Source organism: Prosthecobacter fluviatilis (assembly GCF_055388355.1).
In genome coordinates this window covers 5269837-5289018 of record NZ_AP043782.1, presented here as the reverse complement: position 1 = coordinate 5289018, position 19182 = coordinate 5269837, and the positions used below count along the sequence as shown (strand labels likewise).

14 protein-coding genes are annotated in these 19182 nt (G+C 61.9%); 5 read left to right on the top strand and 9 right to left on the bottom strand.

Annotation, left to right across the window (positions count from 1 at the left end):
* Window positions 1–6: 6 nt before the first annotated feature.
* From ACZ5WW_RS20680 to ACZ5WW_RS20665, 4 genes are read right to left on the bottom strand one after another with little or no spacing between them, the layout of a single operon-like run.
* The gene (locus tag ACZ5WW_RS20680; RefSeq protein WP_377162406.1) at window positions 7–2043 is read right to left on the bottom strand and encodes a 3-hydroxyacyl-CoA dehydrogenase NAD-binding domain-containing protein; all 2037 of its coding nucleotides are present in this window, start codon (window positions 2041–2043) and stop codon (window positions 7–9) included.
* Between the two features lie 35 nt (window positions 2044–2078).
* A complete protein-coding gene (locus ACZ5WW_RS20675; RefSeq protein ID WP_377162404.1) occupies window positions 2079–3350 on the bottom strand; it encodes a thiolase family protein in 1272 nt (423 codons plus the stop codon).
* A gap of 4 nt (window positions 3351–3354) precedes the next feature.
* Complete coding sequence (locus ACZ5WW_RS20670) at window positions 3355–4842, bottom strand: phenylacetate--CoA ligase family protein (protein ID WP_377162402.1); 1488 nt, start codon at window positions 4840–4842, stop codon at window positions 3355–3357.
* Window positions 4796–5833, bottom strand: coding sequence for a patatin-like phospholipase family protein (locus ACZ5WW_RS20665; protein ID WP_377162400.1), 1038 nt, complete (start codon window positions 5831–5833; stop codon window positions 4796–4798). The genes ACZ5WW_RS20670 and ACZ5WW_RS20665 overlap by 47 nt, the downstream gene beginning before the upstream one ends.
* Before the next feature lie 85 nt (window positions 5834–5918).
* On the opposite strand from ACZ5WW_RS20665, the gene ACZ5WW_RS20660 reads away from it, so the two are divergent.
* Genes ACZ5WW_RS20660 through ACZ5WW_RS20650 form a run of 3 tightly spaced genes read left to right on the top strand, consistent with a single transcriptional unit; the run spans window position 5919 to window position 7241 of the window.
* Window positions 5919–6194 carry a hypothetical protein gene (locus tag ACZ5WW_RS20660; RefSeq protein ID WP_377162398.1) on the top strand — a complete coding sequence of 92 codons (276 nt, stop codon included), beginning with the start codon at window positions 5919–5921 and terminating at the stop codon, window positions 6192–6194.
* Window positions 6191–6649 carry a Spy/CpxP family protein refolding chaperone gene (locus ACZ5WW_RS20655; RefSeq protein WP_377162396.1) on the top strand — a complete coding sequence of 153 codons (459 nt, stop codon included), beginning with the start codon at window positions 6191–6193 and terminating at the stop codon, window positions 6647–6649. Before ACZ5WW_RS20660 ends, ACZ5WW_RS20655 begins: the two co-directional genes overlap by 4 nt.
* Window positions 6627–7241, top strand: coding sequence for an RNA polymerase sigma factor (locus tag ACZ5WW_RS20650; protein ID WP_377162394.1), 615 nt, complete (start codon window positions 6627–6629; stop codon window positions 7239–7241). The genes ACZ5WW_RS20655 and ACZ5WW_RS20650 overlap by 23 nt, the downstream gene beginning before the upstream one ends.
* Here the strand turns inward: ACZ5WW_RS20650 and ACZ5WW_RS20645 are convergent.
* From ACZ5WW_RS20645 to ACZ5WW_RS20625, 5 genes are all read right to left on the bottom strand, one after another.
* Complete coding sequence (locus ACZ5WW_RS20645) at window positions 7235–8620, bottom strand: proton-conducting transporter transmembrane domain-containing protein (RefSeq protein WP_377162393.1); 1386 nt, start codon at window positions 8618–8620, stop codon at window positions 7235–7237. The genes ACZ5WW_RS20650 and ACZ5WW_RS20645 overlap by 7 nt on opposite strands.
* Window positions 8621–8628: 8 nt before the next feature.
* A complete protein-coding gene (locus ACZ5WW_RS20640) occupies window positions 8629–9927 on the bottom strand; it encodes a proton-conducting transporter transmembrane domain-containing protein (protein WP_377162391.1) in 1299 nt (432 codons plus the stop codon).
* A 30-nt stretch (window positions 9928–9957) separates the two neighbouring features.
* Complete coding sequence (locus tag ACZ5WW_RS20635) at window positions 9958–12885, bottom strand: DUF2309 domain-containing protein (protein ID WP_377162389.1); 2928 nt, start codon at window positions 12883–12885, stop codon at window positions 9958–9960.
* 607 nt (window positions 12886–13492) lie between these two features.
* Window positions 13493–14809 carry a sensor histidine kinase gene (locus tag ACZ5WW_RS20630; protein ID WP_377162387.1) on the bottom strand — a complete coding sequence of 439 codons (1317 nt, stop codon included), beginning with the start codon at window positions 14807–14809 and terminating at the stop codon, window positions 13493–13495.
* Between the two features lie 294 nt (window positions 14810–15103).
* On the bottom strand, window positions 15104–15745 hold the full coding sequence (locus ACZ5WW_RS20625; protein WP_377162385.1) for a response regulator: 642 nt from the start codon (window positions 15743–15745) through the stop codon (window positions 15104–15106).
* A 115-nt stretch (window positions 15746–15860) separates the two neighbouring features.
* Here ACZ5WW_RS20625 and ACZ5WW_RS20620 point away from each other — a divergent pair, with 115 nt between their 5' ends.
* Together ACZ5WW_RS20620 and ACZ5WW_RS20615 are read left to right on the top strand one after the other, a co-directional pair.
* Window positions 15861–17966: a TonB-dependent receptor gene (locus tag ACZ5WW_RS20620; RefSeq protein ID WP_377162383.1), complete on the top strand. Its 2106-nt coding sequence runs from the start codon at window positions 15861–15863 to the stop codon at window positions 17964–17966.
* 369 nt (window positions 17967–18335) lie between these two features.
* Complete coding sequence (locus ACZ5WW_RS20615; RefSeq protein ID WP_377162381.1) at window positions 18336–19163, top strand: PEP-CTERM sorting domain-containing protein; 828 nt, start codon at window positions 18336–18338, stop codon at window positions 19161–19163.
* The last annotated feature ends 19 nt before the right edge of the window (window positions 19164–19182 follow it).

The window sequence follows — 19182 nt, the reverse complement described above, 5'->3', positions numbered from 1 at the left end:
GTTGGGTCAATAATCAATGATGCCCGTATCCCGGGCGAAAGTGATGGGGCCGCCGCGGAACGGCGGGTAGCCGGTGCCGAGCACCATGGCCAGATCGATGTCATCTGCGTTGCGCGCGATTCCCTCTTTGAGGCAGCGCATCGCCTCCTGGCTGATCAGCAGCGCCAGCCTGGTCTGTATGCTTTCGTGCTTCGGCAGGTCCGCATGTCTCGCAGGCGCGATCTCCTTCCCCTTTTCATATCGGTAGAAGCCCTGGCCGCTCTTCTTGCCCAGCTGCCCGGCACTGACCATCTTGTCGAGCGCATCGCTGTTCGGAAAGCGGTCTGGAAAGGCGGTGGCCAGCGTACGCGCCACATGCGCCGCCACATCCAGCCCGATCTCGTCCAGCAGGCGCATCGGCCCCATGGGCATGCCAAATTCCAGCATGGCGTCGTCGATGTCCTTCACCGGCACCCCGCTCTGGTTCAGCCGCACCGCCTCCATGAGATAAGGCACCAGGATGCGGTTCACCAGAAATCCGGGGCTGTCCTTCACAACCACGGGCGTCTTGCCGATCTTCTGCACAAAGCTCACCGCCGTGGCCAGCACATCTGCGGACGTTTCAGGAAGTGTGATGATCTCCACCAGCGGCATGCGGTGCACCGGATTGAAGAAGTGCAGCCCTATCACGCGCTCCGGATGAGGCACGCTGTGCGCCAGTTCCGCGATCGACAGCGCGCTGGTGTTTGTCGCCAGGATCGTGTCATCAGAAACACGGGCCGCCAGATCGCCAAAGATCTTCTTCTTCAGCTCCATGTTTTCCGTGGCAGCCTCGATGATGAGGTGGTGCCGGCTCAGCGGCACCTTCACATGCGTGGTGCTGATCCGGTCCAGCGTGTCACGGCCTTGCACCTGAGTCACCAGCCTGCGGCGCGTGGCGTCTGAAACGAGGCCATGAATCCGTTCCAGTCCACGCGCGAGGCTGTCGTTGGAGACGTCCGTCATGAGAACACGGACGCCTCGCGAAGCGAGTGTATGCGCGATGCCAGCCCCCATCACCCCGGCTCCGATGACAGTGGCATCGGTGAGAGGCAGCGCTGTGCCGCCCGTCACAGCACGTTTGCTGGCTTCTTCGCGCTTGAAAAAAAGATCGATCAGCCGGGCCGAGTCGCGATTCTCGATCAGTTCAGCCACGGCGTTGCGTTCCAGCAGCAGTCCTTTTTCAATCTCACCATGCACCGCATGCGTCACCACCTCGACGGCCTTCAGGATCGACGGATAAAGCCCGCGGGTCTTTTCGAGCACCTTGCGCTTCGCCATGCGCCCGATGATGGCTGAAAACAGATTTTCAAAGCGGTATATCGGTTCCGGACGCCTGCCCTGCACCAGACGCCGGGCAAGAACCTCCAGACGCTCTGCCGCCACCACATGGCTGATGAGCCCAGCACGTTTGGCGGCACTGGCATTGAGCAGCTTGCCTGAAGTGATGAGATCGAGCGCCTTGCGCACACCAATGATGCGCGGCAGCCGCGTGGAGCCTCCCCACGCAGGCAGAATGCCCAGCTGAGTCTCCGGCAGGCCGATCTTGGTGCTCTCATGGTCGCTGGCGATGCGCCAGTCACAGGCAAGAGTGACTTCAAATCCTCCCCCCATGCAGGCGCCGTGGATCGCTGCGACCTTGGGCTTGTTCAGACGTGCGAGCCGGTCAAACACAGCCTGCCCGAGCCAGATGAGCTCATTCACCCGCACAGGTTGCATGCTGCGAATGGCCTTGATGTCAGCACCCGCGACGAAAATTCGCTCCTTGGCGCTTCGCAAAACCAGGGCTTTGACACGCGTGTCATGCTCAATGACTTCCAGCAGATGGTTGAACTCACGCAGAGTCTCCTCGTTCCAGACATTCGCAGATGACTTCGGCGTGTCAAAAGTGATCCAGGCGACTCCGTCGTGATCAATGTCCAGCCGGAAATGCTTCGGCGGCACCGGATGACCGTGAATGATGTCCTCCAGCACATGGGGAGGATCGTGGATGATCGAAGGGCAGTTGTGAAAGAGTGTTTTCATGGCTTTGGGTTGGATGAGATTTCACGGACATAAATTCACAAGGCTTCGAGGCACGCCGCCATCCCCTGCCCGCCTCCGACGCAGAGGCTGACGACAGCGCGCTTCGTGTCGGTGGCATGCAGCTGGTTCAGCGCAGTTTGCACAAGACGCGCACCCGTGGCTCCGACAGGATGCCCCAGCGCGATGGCACCGCCGCAGGCGTTGATCTTCGCGGGGTCCAGCTCGCCCAGCGGAGCCTCCAGCCCCGCTCTGCGAGCACTGGCGGGATCAGCCAGGCATTTCATCACTGCAAGCACCTGCGCGGCGAAGGCCTCGTTGATCTCGAACACATCCGCATCATCCAGCTTCCAGCCGCTGCGGTGCAGCGCAGCATCCACAGCGCGCACCGGCCCAAGTCCCATGCGTGCAGGGTCACACCCGGTGGCGGCATAGCTGACGAGGCGGCCCATCGGCTTCCAGTTGTGCGCGGCGGCGGCTTCCTCCGTCGCTACCAGCAGAGCCACGGCCCCGTCGGTGATCTGGCTGGAATTGCCCGCCGTCACGCTGCCGGTCACGGTGTCAAAAAGGGGCTTCAGTTTGGCCAGCTTTTCCAGGCTGGAGTCTGAGCGAATGCCGTTGTCCGCCTCCACCATGTGCGCGCCCAGCACCGGCGCGATCTCCTGGCCCAGCAGGTGATTGGCACGGGTGGCGCAGAGGTGGCTCCTCATGGCAAAGGCGTCCTGCATCTCGCGGGAGATGCCAAACTCACGCGCCAGCACCTCGGCGGTCTGGCCCATGTTCAGGCTCGAAACCGGATCCGTCAGCCCCACCTTCAGCCCGATCACGGGCGCAAAATCCGCCGGGCGGAAATGCAGCGCGGCTTTGGCTCGGCCGGCGAAATCTCGCGCACGGCTCAGCGCGGTGAACTTTTCCACCGCCGGGCGGGAAAAATAGAAGGGCATGTTGCTCATGCTCTCCGTCCCGCCCACCACAAAGACCTCGCCCTGACCCGCGCACATCTTCGCATGCGCCAGTGTGATGGCCTCCAGGCCGGAGGCGCAGTTGCGGTGCACCGTCATGGCCGGCTTTGCTTCCGGAAGCCCGGCACGCAGCGCGATCACGCGCGCGATGTTCATGGCCTCCGGAGGCTGGCCGACGCAGCCGAGGATCGTTTCATCCACCAGCATGGGGTCGATCCCCGTGCGGGTGAGCAGTGATGAGACGGCATGGCGGCCCAGTTCGACCGCATCAAGGTGGGCGAGATCAGACCCGGCGCGGGAGAAAGGCGTGCGCACGGCGGATACAATGACTAGAGAGGGAGTTTTCATGGCTTTAGGAGCTGAGTGCCACACTGGCGGCGGCAGGTTGGTTTTTGGGCCGGTGATCGACTATTTTTTCCTCCTTCAGGAGGCGGCCGACTCCCAGTTGATCACGGAGTTCGGCAAGTGTGTGAAAGTGGAGACCGTTCGGCGTGATCTCCGTGGCTTCATGGAAACGGCGGGAAACGGCGAGCTCCAGTTCGGACTCTCGCACACCGGGTTCAGCGGTGACATGCAGATGCACCTCATCCATTTCCAATGGGTCATCGTGGCGTTTGCGCAGCTCGATCTGCCAGGCGGCGATGCCCTTCTGGTCATCCAGCAGGTGTTCAAGGAGGTTGAAGTTCACCAGCGTTCCCTTCAGCTTGTCCACATGCAGCTCGCGCACTTCACTGACCCGCGAGATCGGGCCCAGCAGCCGCGGGCAGGTGCGTCCGCAGTTGGGGCACTTCTCCCAGGTCATCCCCCCCTCGGCAATGTCTCCCGTCCTGTAACGCACCACCACCGTGCCACGCGCATCGAGAGGAGTGAAGACGATTTCACCCGGATGTCCGTCGGGAACAACATCTCCAGTTTCCGGGTTGATCAGTTCCACCAGGCCGAGGTCAGGGCTCAGGTGATAGCCGCTGGCATCAAGGGATTGCCCGACACATTCGGGAAAGGCCATCTTCGCCTCCGTGAAGCCGTAGGTGGCCATGACGTGCGTGTCAGGGCTGCCAAGCAATGTGGCCAGCTCCCGAAGACGCGCCCGCAGACCATCGGCCACTTTTTCACCCCCAAGAACAAGCCTTTTCAAATTGGGCCACTGCCTGCCGGTTTCATAGGCCTCACGCAGCACATGATAGATGAAGGTGGGCATGCCGATGAGGATGTCCGGCTGGATCTTGTCGATGAGCCTGATGTTGCCGTCGGTGCCGAGTGTTTTGCCGCCGCCGGTGCTGAGCATGAATGTGCCAAAGCCAAGCCCGGCGTGATGCGCCAGCCAGAACGCAAGATGGGGCGCGTACGGGAAGAGATTGACGTGCTTGAAATCCCGCTGCGAGCGCCCCGCGAGCATCAGCCGCGTGCCGCTGATGTTAAGGTTCTCCAGATCGTGCTTGGTATAGAGAAACGGCACGGGATCCGAGGAGCGCCCCGTGGTGCTGGTGAGCAGGATGGGACGAAACTCGGCCTCTGCCTTCTCCTTTGCAGCAGCCCGGCCATGCAGCAGCGCTGTCAGCAGCATGCCGGGCTCATGGCGGAGCGCTGTTTCATCCGGGACGAGCACAAAGTCACGCGGGTTGGCGAGATCTTTCTTTGAAGTAAACGGCACGCGGCTCCAGTCCTCATAGGATCTGATGTCTGAAGGCTGGATGGAATGCTCTTCAAAAACGCGGCGGTAATGCGCGCTGAAGGGCACGACGCGGCGGCTCAGGTACTCACGCAGTTGCGTGAGCTGCCACTCTCGCCAGGCCTCAGGCGGCGTGGCGTTCCAATCGGGTGTGTGACGGAGCAATTTCATGGCTGATTGTCTCCTGGTTGAGGTTGGTGTCTGTCTCTAGCAGGGCACGAACGGCAGGCAGCGCGGCGGTTGCGGCGTCACGACCGGCCTGCAGATATTGCCCGAAATTTTCAAAGTCATGCCACGTCGAGGTGACAAAGTGCGGATGGATCACCACATCCGCAGCAGCTTCCTCCTTGGCGATGAGGTGCAGCTGCGCGGCCATCAGAGCGCGGCGGAAGGTGTCCAGAACGTTCCCATAGGCGAGCAGGTTCACCTTCTGCCAGAAGGTGCGGAACATGCGTGAAAAAACCTGGAAGGCAGGTTTGTCCTCGGACATGAACCCGCGGTCGCTTTTGGACTCGAAGTCATCCGGCGCAGGCATCACGTTCACCGCGATGACCGCATCAAGATGGAAGCGTTTTTTCAGGATGGTCACCGGAAGGGGCTCGGAAGCACCGCCATCGGTGTAGCGCCGGCCGTTCAGGCTCACCGGAGCACAGACCGCCGGAATGGCCGAGCTGGCATGCACCGCATGCGAAACACGGCCGGAATCAAACACATGCGGAGTCAGACGGTCCAGATCTGTGGCTATGACGATCAGGGGCTTGTCCAGATCCGCAAAGGTCTTTTCACCCAGATCTCTCTCAAGGTGCCTGCGCAGCTTTTCACCGCGGATCAGCCCTTCCGAAGGAGGAATGATGTAATCCATCAGCGACTTCAGCGTGGCGCGGTCTTTGATCTCCCGTGCTCGTTCCTCGAGGTCAGCACCGCTGAGGCCGGCGGCCCAGAGGGAACCCACATACGCCCCCATGCTGCAACCGGCGATGGCAGTGATCGGGATTCCCTCTTCTTCGAGCACCTGGATCACCCCGGCATGTGCCAGACCACGCGCACCGCCGCTGGACAAAGCGAGCCCGATCCTTGGTGCCTTCCCTCCCCCTGAGCCGTGCTTTGAACTTTCTTCGGCACGTCTCCATCCCTGGAAGGGAAGTTGGAGCTGGTTGTTCATGACCTGCGGTGGTTGTTATGCTTTTAGACCCCCGCTCTGAGAAAATAATTCAAAATTAGCGATTTTTTATGCATAAATGGCTCCCATGAACGACTCCGACCTCAATCGCATGCTCAGACATGCCGCAGCCGCCCCACCTGTGGCTGTGCCGCACGCACTGGAGGCAGGCATCATGGCTCGCGTCCGCGTCGATGATGGCCGGGCAAGGCGCTGGCAGTCTTTTGTGCGATGGCTGCTGATCGTAACCGCCATCGCTGGGATCGTGACTGCAGGCATGGTGGGCTGGGCCATGGCATCACGTGACACCATCCATACCACACCACCCGCCATGGAGCTGTTTCGCACAGGAGAGCCACAATGACCTCAAGGCTCAAATGGATGCTGATTTCGGTGTTTTGCTCCGCCACTCTGGCCGGGGGAACCGCATGGCTGGTCACAGACTGGACCCTTCACCGTCATGGCGAAAGCCACGCGCATGATCACGCACAAACAGATCTGCATGCGTGGATGCATGAGCACCTCGACATCACCCCGGAGCAGCATGAGAAGCTCGAACCCATTGAAGCCGAATTTGAAACCCTTCGGGTGAAACTCAAAGACGAGTTGCGTCAGGCGGATGTATCCCTGGCCGAAACCATCCGAGATCCCCAGATGAACGAAGCAGCCATGAATGCTGCCCTGGAGCGGCTGAACAAGGCGCAGGCTGCCTTGCAGCGGGCCACATTGGATCATTTTTTTGCAATGAAACGCTATCTGCGGCCTGCGCAGGCAGCCAGACTCCTGGAGTGGACTCATGACAGCCTTGCCCGCGATTGATCCCCTGATCCTTCCGCAGGCCGGAGCTGCGGCCGAAGATGCGGCGGAAGCAGCCCACCTGCGTGCCGCCCAGGCAGGCGACATGGCCGCCTTTGAATGGATCGTGAAACAGCATGAAGAAAAGCTGTTCGGCTTCTGCTGCCGCTGGCTGCGCTGTGCCGAGGATGCGCGTGAAGTCTGCCAGGATGCTTTTGTGCGTGCATGGCAGGCGCTGCCTGAATTCGAGGGGCGGGCGAAGCTTTCAACCTGGCTGTATCAGATCGCGCTGAACCTTTGCCGTGACCGGGCCAAATCACGGGCTTCGCGGCAGCGAGACAGCACCACGACGCTGAGCGAACTCGAAAAACCTTTGCCCTGTCCGCAAAACTCCCCCGATGAAAGCGCGGAATGGCAGAGCGAGATGCAGAAGCTGGAGCGCGGGCTGGCGCTGCTGCCGGAAAAGCTGCGTACAGCACTGATGCTGAGCGCCATGGAAGGCCTGAGCCATGAGGAGTGCGCCAAGGTGCTGAACTGCTCCGTGCGCGGCACCGAAGGGCGGATCTACCGCGCGCGGCAGATGCTGCTGCAGTGGTGGAATGAGGAAGTTCAGTGAGCTGAAGCACCACGCACCGCCTTTTCAAGGCTGTTTGCGGCATCTGAGCGCCAGCCGATGACCACACGTGGCATGAGGCCACCCAAGACCAGAAAGAGGATGCAGACGGTCAGCGGCCAGCGCTCACGAGGCAGGGCGTCGGGGATGTTGATGACGTGCTTTGGCAGCACGCCGAGGAACAGGGTGTTGTAGAGACGCAGGAGGTTGATGGCATTGAAGACCGTGGCAACCAGCAGCACGATGCCGGCGCTGAGGTGGTTTTGCAGCATGCCGTGGAAGATGAGCTCCTCAGCGCAATAACCCAGCGTGCCGGGCAGGCCGACAAGGGCGAGGCCACAGATGAGGAAAAAGGTGGCAAGACGTGGTGCTTTGGCGGCAAGGCCGAGATGCATCAGAGGGTCTTCACTGGAACTTACCCGCACTTCCAGCGCACGAACGATGCAGATGAGCCCGGTGGAGGCAGCAGCCACCACCAGCCAGTGGGTGAGCGCACCGGTGACTCCTTCGATGTTGGCGCTGGTGATGCCGGCGAGCATGAAGCTGGCCTGGCTGATGCACAGGAACGCAAGGAGACGCCGGGGCTTGCTTTCTGTGAAGGCACGCAGACTGGCGATGCCTACGGTGGCAACAGCCGCCAGACTGAGGAATTCGAAGGCATTGTGTGCTGATTCTGAGAGAGAAGCGACCTCTGCGCGCGCTACAAGCACGACGCCAAGGTGGCCGTTGAAAAGGAGGGCTTTGGGCAGGAGGGGGCCATGCTCGAAGGCATGCACTACGCCTGCGTGGAGGGGGAAAAGGCCCTTGCGACAGATGACTGCGATGGTGAGAAAAGCGGCCCAGAGTGTACCATATTTGGCAAAACCAGCGGTTGATGAGGCGCTCAGAACAATCACGGCGGCGGTCAGGGCGACACAACTGGCCAAACGGATGCCGATGGTGAGGCGGGTCTCCCGCTGACTGCCGAACATGCCTAATGCAAATGGCAGGCAGGAAAGCCACCAGCCAGCGACCATGGGAACCCAGGAGGCGGCGGCGTAGGCGGTCTGCACGGAGAGGGAGATGAGCAGCATGCCGGCGGGGGCCTGCCCGGCCGCGTCACGCCTGGGAGCGATCACCATGACGGCAAGGGTCAGGGCGGCATAGAAGGCCATGGGGACGGCATTGAGGCCATCGGCCTGGAAGAAGGGCAGCCAAGGATCGTGCAGACTCCCCTGCCCTGCGGCGCGTGACTCACACGCGGCAGCCAGGAAGGCTATGAAAGCGAGTGCTGCGGCCACCGCTGCGACGCGGCGTGGATGGGATGCCTTCCAGGATGCCAGCACGCCACCGAGCAATGAAGCCAGGGCGACGGTGAGGTATGGCAGTGAAAGGTAGGGCATGAATTTGATCAGTGATCTGACGACTTCTTCGCAGAAGCTTTGGGTTCGAAAAGGGCGAGCCAGTGTGCGACAGCCTGAACAGGGGCGACGATCCAGCGCTCGACGACGGCATCATAGAAACCGCGCCCAAGAGCCAGACGGTAGAGCCAGACCTGCACAGATTGAGGCAGCAGGGATTCATAGTGGCTGCCGGTGGGGCTGAACCTGCCGCCAGCAGCGGCGTGCACGCGATGGTAGTCGCGAAGCATGGAGGGCGTGCGCAGGAACTGCAATGTGCGCAGCATGGCGTGGCTGACGAGATGGATGAGAGCGAAGGTGGACCAGCCGAGGCCGATCTCGACAAAGATGAGGCCGATCTGAGTCTGGGCTGCATAGGCAAGGGAGGTCTTGGCATCGGCACAGGTGCGATGGACGAGGGTGCCGAGGAAGGCGGTGGCCAGACCGGTGATGATGATGAGGCCGGTGGCGATCCATGAATGGCGAATGAGCGGCTCGATACGCAGCAGCAGATAAGCACCGGTGTGGATGGAGATGGCCCCATAGAAAACGGCGCTGGAAGGGGTGGGACCCTCCATGGCACGAGGCAGCCAGCCCCAGAAAGGACCTTGGGAAGATTTCCCGGCGGCGGCGATCACCAGCAGCACGGCGACGACCGCGCCATGGATGCCGGGGGCTCCCTCTGCGCCGAGCAGGCCCTCCCATGAGGTGGTGCCGAACCAGTGATGCGCCAGGAAGATGGCGAGCAGCATGAACAAGTCCGCCACACGATAGGAGGCAAAGACCCAGAGGGCATTGCGCACAGGCTCCGGCCGATACTGGAAGAAGCCAACGAGGAGCACGGAGGTGATGGCTATCGTTTCCCAGCCGACGATGAGGAGATCCAGCGAGTCAGCGGTGAAGACGAGCAGCGCGCCGAAGGTGAAGAGGTGCAGGAGAAGGAAGAAGCGGAGGAAGCCCGGGTCCCGATGCAGATAGCGCACAGAAAAGAAGGCGACAATGCTGACGAGCGCCACGGTCAGGCCCACAAGCGGCAGGGAGAGCCCGTCCACCAGCAACGAGAGCGGATAGCCATAGTGCCCGACGGTGAACCAGTCCCCCAAGCTGACCTGAATGGAATGAAGCCCCTGCGAACTCATGCCCCAGCCGATGACCACCGCCAGGAGGGCAAGAAGGAAGTAAGCCGACTTGGTAATCCGCGCCATGACGCGCTCCGCGACGCCGCCGCCCAGGAGCCAGACAAGGCTCAGCCCGAGGAAGAGCGCGCCGGGCGTGGCGATGAGAATCGGGATCAGGGTTTTAAGAGGCATGGACAAAGGCTGGATGTGGCAGAGTCAGAGTTAAGCGGCCCGGGGGTCAATGCGAGCCAGGGGGAGGTGCTCCCTTTTACCGCGATACCAGGCCTGTGAGCTGGGAGCCACAGGAAGCGGTTCCTCATCCCCTTCCAGCCTTTTGAAGACGCCGTCACGATACACCTCCACGTGACCGTCATCCGGGTCCATGGTGGCGATGCGGAGCCACTGGTTGCAGACGATTTCGTTGAGCTCACGGTCCGCGCTGATGACTTTCATGAGACGGGCCGGCGTGGTTTCGACAATGAAGAGCATGCGCACCGGCTCGTGAATCTCGACGGCCTGCGCGGGGAGGCCTGTGCGGAGGTCGCTCTGGTAACCGTTCATCACGCCGAGGAGGCCGTTGATGTTGTGAGGGAGCTTGGTGCCGCTGCCGTAAACGTCGTTGTCCACCGCAGAGAAGTAGTAGTCGAGATTGATGCTGCAGCAGACGGGGAGAGCCGCGCCGATCACCTGAGCGAGCGCCTCATCGCCGGGGTCCTTGGTGGCGTCGTAGGAAACAAGGAAGGCGCGGCGGTCCATGAAGAGGCCTTTGGTGATCTCCCGCCGTCCGACGAAGGTAACGGCATTGGTGCAGTGGCCGTACTCGGGCCGGGGCTCGCCGATGTGTTCCGCGCGCTCCTGGACATGGCGCAGGCTGGAGTCCGGAGCGATGTCATGAGCGGCAGCATCAAAACGGCGTGAGCGTTCATGGGCATTGAGGGTGCGGGCCTTGTCGAGCGACTGATGGACGCGCAGGAGATCGCCGCGATGGGTTTCGGGAAGAAGATCCAGGTCGAAGAAGTGGATGTCTTCGTTGCAGGTGTCGTGATAACCGCCCAGAAACCAGGTGTCCTCCGGAATGACGACGCCCCTGGCGCGCAGGGCTTCGCGGACAGCGGGGCGGTTGGCCATGATGGCAAAGAGGCGTGCGTTGGGCGCGCCGCTGTGGCCGCCGCAGGCCTGGCAGCAGTAGGCGGACTCGTAGGGGTTGTTGAGGCTGGTGGAGCCGTGGCCGAGGATGACGACCAGTCTGGCGTGCCCTTTGTGAAGACCTGCGGGCCCGAGCACCTCATACACACAGTCTGCCTGCTGCTTAAAGGTGATGCCGGTCATGAGGCCGGTGGTGGCGCCCCGGGAGGCTGCGTCATCGCTCATGAAGGAAAACTCGGTCCTGGGCTCGGGCAGGAAAGAGCGGTTCAGCCACTTGATGAAGCGGCCGTAGGACAGCGGGGTGAGCACGCGCAGCGCGAGCGGGAAAAGGCTCAAAAAGCCGAGGCAGGCGGTGCTGACCCAGCCGCGCACGAGGGTGCGGGAGGAGATGAAGCCATGGCGTACGACGCCAGCCCAGGCACGGCGCAGCCCCTGGCGCTGTTTGTGGAGATGCGCCTGATCCTGCAGCGGGACCTCGCGGACGGCATGCTCGGGATCGACGACGACGGGGCAGTATGAGACGCCGCCAGGGTCATCGATGCCGGCATAATGGATGGCCACGCCGAAGAAGCCGGCGACGCCGACAGTTTCGATGCCGGGGTCGGCCTCCTCGAGGGCGCGCCGCATGGATTCTTCACGGTCGTCCATGCAGAAGATGACCTGGGCGACGAGGCGGCTGCTGCTGGGAAAGACGCAGGGCATGGTGCGATGCCTGGCGAGCGGGATGAGCACGCGACGCTCATGGCGACGCTCATAGGCGAGGTGAAGCAGACGGCGGCGCTCGATTTCATGACAGGCGAGAATTTCCTGTGCGAGGCGGGCCATCTCCGCGTCCGGGAAAGCCATCAAGTCATGGCTGCTGATGCCCAGGAGCTGGGCCACGTCAAACACACGGGCCGTGTGAGTCAGCGGATCAAAACGCGGCACAGGGAGGAGGGTGGAGCGCCATGCGGCGGTGTCTCCGGCGACGTGTGTGAGAGCCGCGATGGTGTAGGTGAGGCGGAGCGCGAGAAACTCCATGACGGAGCAGCGCACGCGATCATGGGGAGCGAGCGTGGGATCCTGCTCAAGCATGCGGACCATGCCCGCCCAGCCACGCAGTGCGAGGAGCTCCTCGGTGATGAATTCCTGCCACTGGCCGAAGGGCACACCGAGCCGAGCGAGGGCCTCCAGCACGACGGCGTCTGCGTCCATATTGGCCGCCTCCTGGCGCAAGAACTCAGCATGCACGCCGCTGAGATGGGCCGGGAAGATGGCGAAGGCCTGAGGCATGATCTTGCGAGCCGCACGGAGGAGTCCTTTGTCGCGATGCGGCATGGGCCAGTAGGCAATGCCCTGGTCCAGATAGGCGGCGGTGAGGCGGATGAGCGGCGGGTGGATGAGGGCGTCCAAGTCGATGCCCTGCTGCGCCAGGACGACCTCACGCGGACGTTTTGGCGGGACGGGAGGAGGGACGGGCTGGGGTTTGACCCGGGCGAGGCATGCCGCCCAGAGCGCCGAGGGGGAATCTGCGCGGAGTGCGGAGGCGGAGGATGGGGGGAGGTCGGTGCGGAAGGAGTCCAGCCAGCCGCCCTCCTCCATCTGCCAGGAGATGTTGATGCCATTCACGCGGCGGACGCCGGGAGCGAGCATGGCGCGACGGAGCTGACGGCGCCGGAGCCTGCCGGGGAGGATTTCGGCATCGGGCTCGCAGGAGAGGACGGCGTCGAGGTCTTCATCGAGGATGCGGCTTTTGGCGCGCTCTGTCTGATAGGCCTCCTCGGAGAGGAAGGGCTCGGCCTTGAAGAGCGTGCCGCCTTCAATGACCGCGTCTTCAAATCTGCGGTGCTGGAGGGAGAGGAGGGTGTTGTAATGAATGAAAACCCCCAGGGGCCCCTGGATGGGCAGGAAGCGAGCCGCATGATCCACCACCTGGCGCAGATGCTCGAGCCGCCCCTCTGCCGGCTGAGTCTCCTGCCTGGAGTCGTGACAGCCACAGGTGCTGGCATGGGTGCGGGTACTCATTGAAGATCAAAAGCCTATTATATAAGGCTGAGGAGATGGCTGCGCCATCCCTTGATCAGGGGGTATTCCGCTACGGAGCGCGGGGGCGCGGATTTAGGAAAGCGCGGAGGGAAAATGACGAATGGTGCGGCGATATGCGGGGCGGCACTGCCGTCTGGCTGGAAGAGCAATCATCCAGAGCAAAACGATGCGGGAGCGTATGGGACCGGGACGATCCCACTCCTCCAGAGCTCTGACGCGCTGGCAGAACGTCACGGGCATGCTTCAAACGAAGAGTGAACCCGTTTTCAACTGTGCACGGTATCAGACCTGTTCTCGAAAAGCCTGTCATATTGCCTGGAAGACGGAGCGGCCCGATTGGATGCGTTAGTCGCCGGCCTGTTATCTTCAAAGAACAGGTCCAAGCGCCTGGGGTGAAGCGGAGCGGTCCTTGTTCCGCAGGAACAAGGCTACTTTGCCTTGCCAGGAGAGCTGTCCGGGATCGAGGATGTGTGATGCCAACGGGATGGCTTCGCCGGGGAGGTGGTGGAAGGGAAGCGCGCGAGACCTAGGGAAGATTGATGCGCTGATCGACGGGCAAGCGTGCCATCGTGCTTAGCCGGGAGGGCTATTCTGCTTTTGGCGGAGTTTGGAGGGGGACGACGATTTCGATGCGGAGGCCGCTGGGATGCCTGCTGGTGGCGGTGAGCTCGCCGCCAGACTGGCGGGCGCGGGCGCGCATGCCGACCATGCCGAGGCTGGGGCTGTAGATGATGTCTCCGCCCTGATGGGGAAGGCCTTTGCCGTTGTCTTCGATGGTGAGCCGGATGGTCTGCTCCCGGTGCATGAGGCTGATCTTGACCTCGGTGGCCTCGGCGTGACGGGCGATGTTGGTGAAGGCCTCCTGGGCGATGCGAAAGAGGTGTGTCTCTGTTTCATCCGGGAGACGACCGGTGAAGTCGGACTCGTAGTCCACCTTCATGCGGGTGCGCTGGCCGAATTTTTCCGCGAGCCAGCGCAGGCCGGCGTCCAGGCCGAAGTCGTCGAGAATGACGGGGCGGAGGAGCTGGGAGAGCTCGCGGACGTTGGCGATGGATTCGTCCACGAGGTGGAGGCAGTCTGCGCGCAGTGAGGGGAGGTCCTGGGTGGAGCCTTTGGTGAGGTTGGCACGAACGGCGGCGAGAGACTGGCCGAGCTCATCATGAAGCTCATGGGAGAACCTGCGAGCGGCCTGCTCCTGGGTCTGAAGCATGTGCCAGGAGACGCGGCTGAGCTCCTCTGACTGCCAGCGGATGCGCTGGATGCTTTTGCGGGCGAAGGCTATGGTGAGCATGGCGCAGATGGCGGCGAGGACGGTGCTGGAACCGAGGAGGAGGGTGGAGTCGTCACTGAGCTCCTGAGACTGCTGCTCCAGCAGGTGCTCTGTCTTGGAGAGGTGGTCGGAGCTGATTTTGATGAGCTTGTCCACGAGCTCGAAGACGCGGCCATGATGCTGAAAGAGGATTTCCATCTTGTCCCGCTGGACGGGCTCCTGGCTTTCGAGAAGACGATGGGACTCACGGGAGAAGGCTTTGACGCGCCTGTCGAGCTCGGTCCAGAGCTCGGCGTCTGCGAGAGAGCGGGTCTCGCCACTGAGGCGGGAGACCTGGCGGTCGCTTTCATCGAGCTCGGCGAGCAGCCTGACGAGGTCATCACGCTTATGATTGATCTGAGTGAACTGATGGAGAACGGCGGTCATGGTGTTCTCCTCCGACTGGACGTCCTGACGGAGACGGGCGATGAGGAACTGATCGCGGGCGAGCTGCTCGACGCCGCGGCGAATGCCCTGGCTCTGACGCACGGCGACGAGGCCGGCCGTGCCGAGGAGGACCATCACCAACAGGAAACCGAGCGCCAAGACGCGCATGACGTAGCGCTCTGTGATCCGGAGGAACGTGAAGGACATAAAGGGAGGGTGCGGGGCTCAGACGACCATGACAGCAGGAGCCGTCAACGACGTCCTCCCGGACCCCGTGGGCTGGATGTGATGGAGAGCTACCACAAGGCGCAGCCTCCTCACCTGAACGAGCCTGTCAAGGTACTGGTGAAACAGGACCAGAGATGAGAACCCGATGGAAGCGGCACTGATCGCACCCGGCCTCACCCCGAAGGGCACTGCATGAACGAACTTATCCTGGGCGGGGAGAGGGGAAACTTGCCGGGCTCCATCACGGCTATAGAAGAGCTCGTGAGTGTATTCTCAGTCGATGAGGCCGTTGCGGATGGAGAAGCGGACGAGCTCGCCGATGGAATGGAGATTGAGCTTTTCCATGATGCGGCCGCGATGGGCTTCGACGGTGTAAACGCTGAGATTGAGCACGGAGGCGATCTCCTTGTTGGTCTTGCTCTCGGAGATCATCTGGAGGACTTCGCGCTCGCGGGGGGAGAGGAGGTCGATGGGATTGGTGACGTGCTTGCGGTAGTCGTCGAGGACGGCGTCGCTGACTTCGGGGCTGAGGAAGCCTTTGCCGTTGGCGACGGCGCGGACGGCGGCGAGGAGATCGCTCTCGTTGCTGTCTTTGAGGAGGTAGCCGTTGGCGCCGGCGCGGAGCATTTCGCGGACGTAGACGGAGTCCTTCTGCATGGAGAGGGCGAGGATGCGCGCCTTGGGCACGGCCTTGGAGATCTGGCGTGCGGCCTCGATGCCGTTGAGCTCGGGCATGGTGACGTCGAGCACGACGACGTCTGGCTGGAGGTCGATGGCTTTGTCCACAGCCTCGCGGCCGTTGGAGGCCTCTCCGACGACCTCCATGTCCCACTGGGCGGCGAGGATCATGCGGAAGCCGTTGCGCACGACGGCGTGGTCATCGGCAAGAAGAATGCGTGTTGCTTTGGCGGACATGAGAGGCGCACCATAGCAGGCCGGAGCCTGCGGCAAAGGGCAAAAACTGCGGTGATTTTATGGGCAAGGAGGAGGGAGGGTCGTCCTAGAGACGCCGCCCCTCCTCCCCCATTCCATGTCCGTTTTTCGCCTATCCAAGATTTTCCTCAGCCTGGCTTTGCTGCCTTTGTCCGGTCACGCCCAGGCGGTGGTGAAGGCTCCGGAGGCGGAGGGCTCGCTGGCAGAGGCGGTGGAACTGGAGCTGCCGGAAATAGTCATTGAGGGCAAGGCGGAGAGTCTGATCGGGATCGCGACCTCGGCCTCTAAGGGCCAGACCAGCGCCAAGGAGCTGATGGCGCGGCCTTTTTCGCGGCGTGGTGAGCTGCTGGAAAGCATTCCGGGCTTCATCGCCACGCAGCACAGCGGGGATGGCAAGGCGAACCAGTACTACCTGCGGGGGACGAACCTGGACCATGGGACGGACTTTGCGATCTACGTGGATGGCATGCCGGTGAACCTGCGCAACCATGCGCATGGCCAGGGGTATGCGGACACGAACTTCATCATCCCGGAACTGGTGGGCGAGCTGGAGTACTGGAAGGGCACGTACTATGCGCAGCATGGCGATCTGAGCTCCACCGGGGCGGCGCGCTTCAAGCTGGTGGATGCGCTGCCGCAGGGCATCCTGTCCACGACCTGGGGAGAATATGACTACACGCGCACGCTGATTGCAGACACGATCCAAGCCGGTGCGGGGCAGCTGACCGTGGCGCTGGAGCACCAGTATTACAACGGGCCCTGGGAGCTGCCCTCAGACGCCACGCGGCTGAACGGCTTTCTGCGCTGGCACTGGGAGAACGCCAAGGACAAGATCAACCTGACCCTGATGGGCTACCACGGCAAATGGAGGTCCACCGACCAGGTGCCCCTGCGTGCCATGGAGAGCGGCCTGGTGGGCCGATATGGGAACCTGGACCCCACCGACGGCGGCAACTCACAGCGCTACAGCCTTTCGTTTGACTGGGTACGGAATGAAGGCCGCACCACCACGCGCGCCAATGCGTATGCGGGCTTTTACGACCTGGATCTGTTTTCCAATTTCACCTTCTACATGGACAGCTTTGCCCGTGGGGACACGCTGGGCGACCAGTTTGAGCAGAGGGACCACCGATGGTTCCTCGGTGGTGAGCTGGCGCGAGACTGGCGCTTTGATGCCCTGGGGCAGGAGCAGCGGTTCACCCTGGGCGTGCAGCTGCGGACCGACATCATCACCGGACTGGGGCTGTACAACACCGCTCAGCGTCAGCGCTGGAACACCGTGAGGGAGGACGACATCACGCAGTCCACGTACGGTCTCTACGCGGAGGCTGAGCTGAAACCGGCGCGCTGGCTGCGGATCATCCCCGGGGTGCGCGGCGACGTGTTTCAGTTCAACGTGGAAAAGAGCAACCTCCCGGAGAATGCGGGGTCGCTGACCAAGGGGATCGTGAGTCCGAAGCTCAGCATGGTCTTCGGGCCATGGGCCAAGACAGAATTTTATGTGAACGCCGGCATGGGCTTTCACAGCAATGACGCACGAGGTGTGAACATCACCACGGATCCGAACACGGGCCTCCCGGCAGACCGGGTCAATCCGCTGGTGCGGACCTACGGGGCGGAATTCGGCATTCGCAACGAGTCCATTCCCAAACTGGTGAACACGCTCTCGTTTTGGATGCTGCACAGCGATTCGGAGCTGATCTACACGGGGGATGCCGGCACGACGGAGCCGGGGGCGGCCTCGATGCGCAAGGGGATCGAGCTTTCCAGCTACTGGCGTCCTGAGGACTGGGTGATGGTGGATGTGGAGGCCACACTGACCGATGCGCATCTGGTGAACACGGATCCGCCGAACCAAAAGATCCCCAACTCGATTCCCTACACTCTCAATGCTGGCATCACTCTGGGGGGCGCGCAGGGCCTCTTCGGCTCGCTGCGTGCGCGATACTTTGCGCCACGGCCCCTGGATTCGGTGGTGGACGTCAAAACGCGCGAGTCGCTGCAGGTGAATGCCCGCCTGGGGTATCGGAAGAACAACTGGGAAGTCGCGGTGGACTGCCTCAATCTGCTCAACCGCAGCGACTACGATGTGGCGTACTACTATGCGTCCCAGCTTAAAAGTGATGCCGCGCCGGTGGACGGGGTGCATGTGCACCCGATCGAGCCGCGGATGTTTCGCCTTTCGGTGACCTGGCGCTTCTAATCTAGCGGACTGCCGGCGGCTTTTTGCCACCAGTGCCGAGCTCTTTTGAGCGAGATCCGGGGGTAAAATGGCGCTTTGTGGCCATGTGGGCCGGAAAAATTTGTGCCTGAAATGGTGGAGGCCAGATGCCCAGACAGCCTGAGTTTGTCAGGATTTGCTCAGACATGTCAGAAATGAGTCATTTATTGTAAATGAAATGCAAATATGACGTCTTTTTATTTAATGACGTGACCCTTCAAGCCAAGTTGAATAAAAAATTCATAATTGAAACGCTTTACAGAGAATTGTTTCAATTATAGTTTATAAATAAGCATTCACTTGGATTCATTGAGTCTATTTTGAGTGTCGAAAATGCTAACGTTTTCAACCATGAAACTTCCCTCTCCTGCTCACAAGCTGCGGCAGCTGCCTTTGCTGGCTCAGGCAGCTGCGTTGCTGTTCGCTTTGACCGGCGCTGGCTCTGCTGCCACGACCATCGAACTGAGCGAGCCTTTCAAGCCTGCCGGTGAAAACTACACCATCACGGCGCTGCAAAATCTCACGCCTCTGACCTTGGACGGCGCCACTGCCCTGGGAGCGAACCCGAACATCAACCTGGAGTTTCAGGGTGGCTTTGGTGTGCGCTACACGAATACATATGGGGGGCTGACGGACTTTGGGATCGGCCTGTATGACGCGAGCTGCGCGCCGGGCATCCAGGTAGCCTCCACGGGGCTGAACATTGTTTTTGACCAGCTGGTGTCCAGCCATGGCCTCTCCGCCACGCTGGGGGACTTTGACATTGCGAACCTGTCCACAGACTTCAGCACGGGCAATGTGGCGCCGACCGTTTCCATCTATGGAACCGGGGGCCTGCTGCTCGGCAACTTTTCGGCCGCAGACATCATCGCTGACAATGCGCTGAGCCTGCTGAGCAGCAACGACCCGATCACCAACACCGACCTGTGGAAGCTCAATCTGGACGCCTTGATCGGCCCGAATGTGCTGGTCTCCGGCTTCACTCTGGGAGCGGACCTGCGCAACGGAGGCGGCAACCTGATGGACGTGAGCGGCAATGCCTATTACCTGGTCTCGGTGACTGGCTGCGAATGCGCCTCTGTGCCGGAGCCTGGCTCGGCTTTCCTGATCCTGAGCGCGGGACTCGGCGCGCTGATCATCACCCGCCGCCGCCACCGGGATCTGCTCTGGGCGAAGTGACGAGAGCCTGATCTGCCGC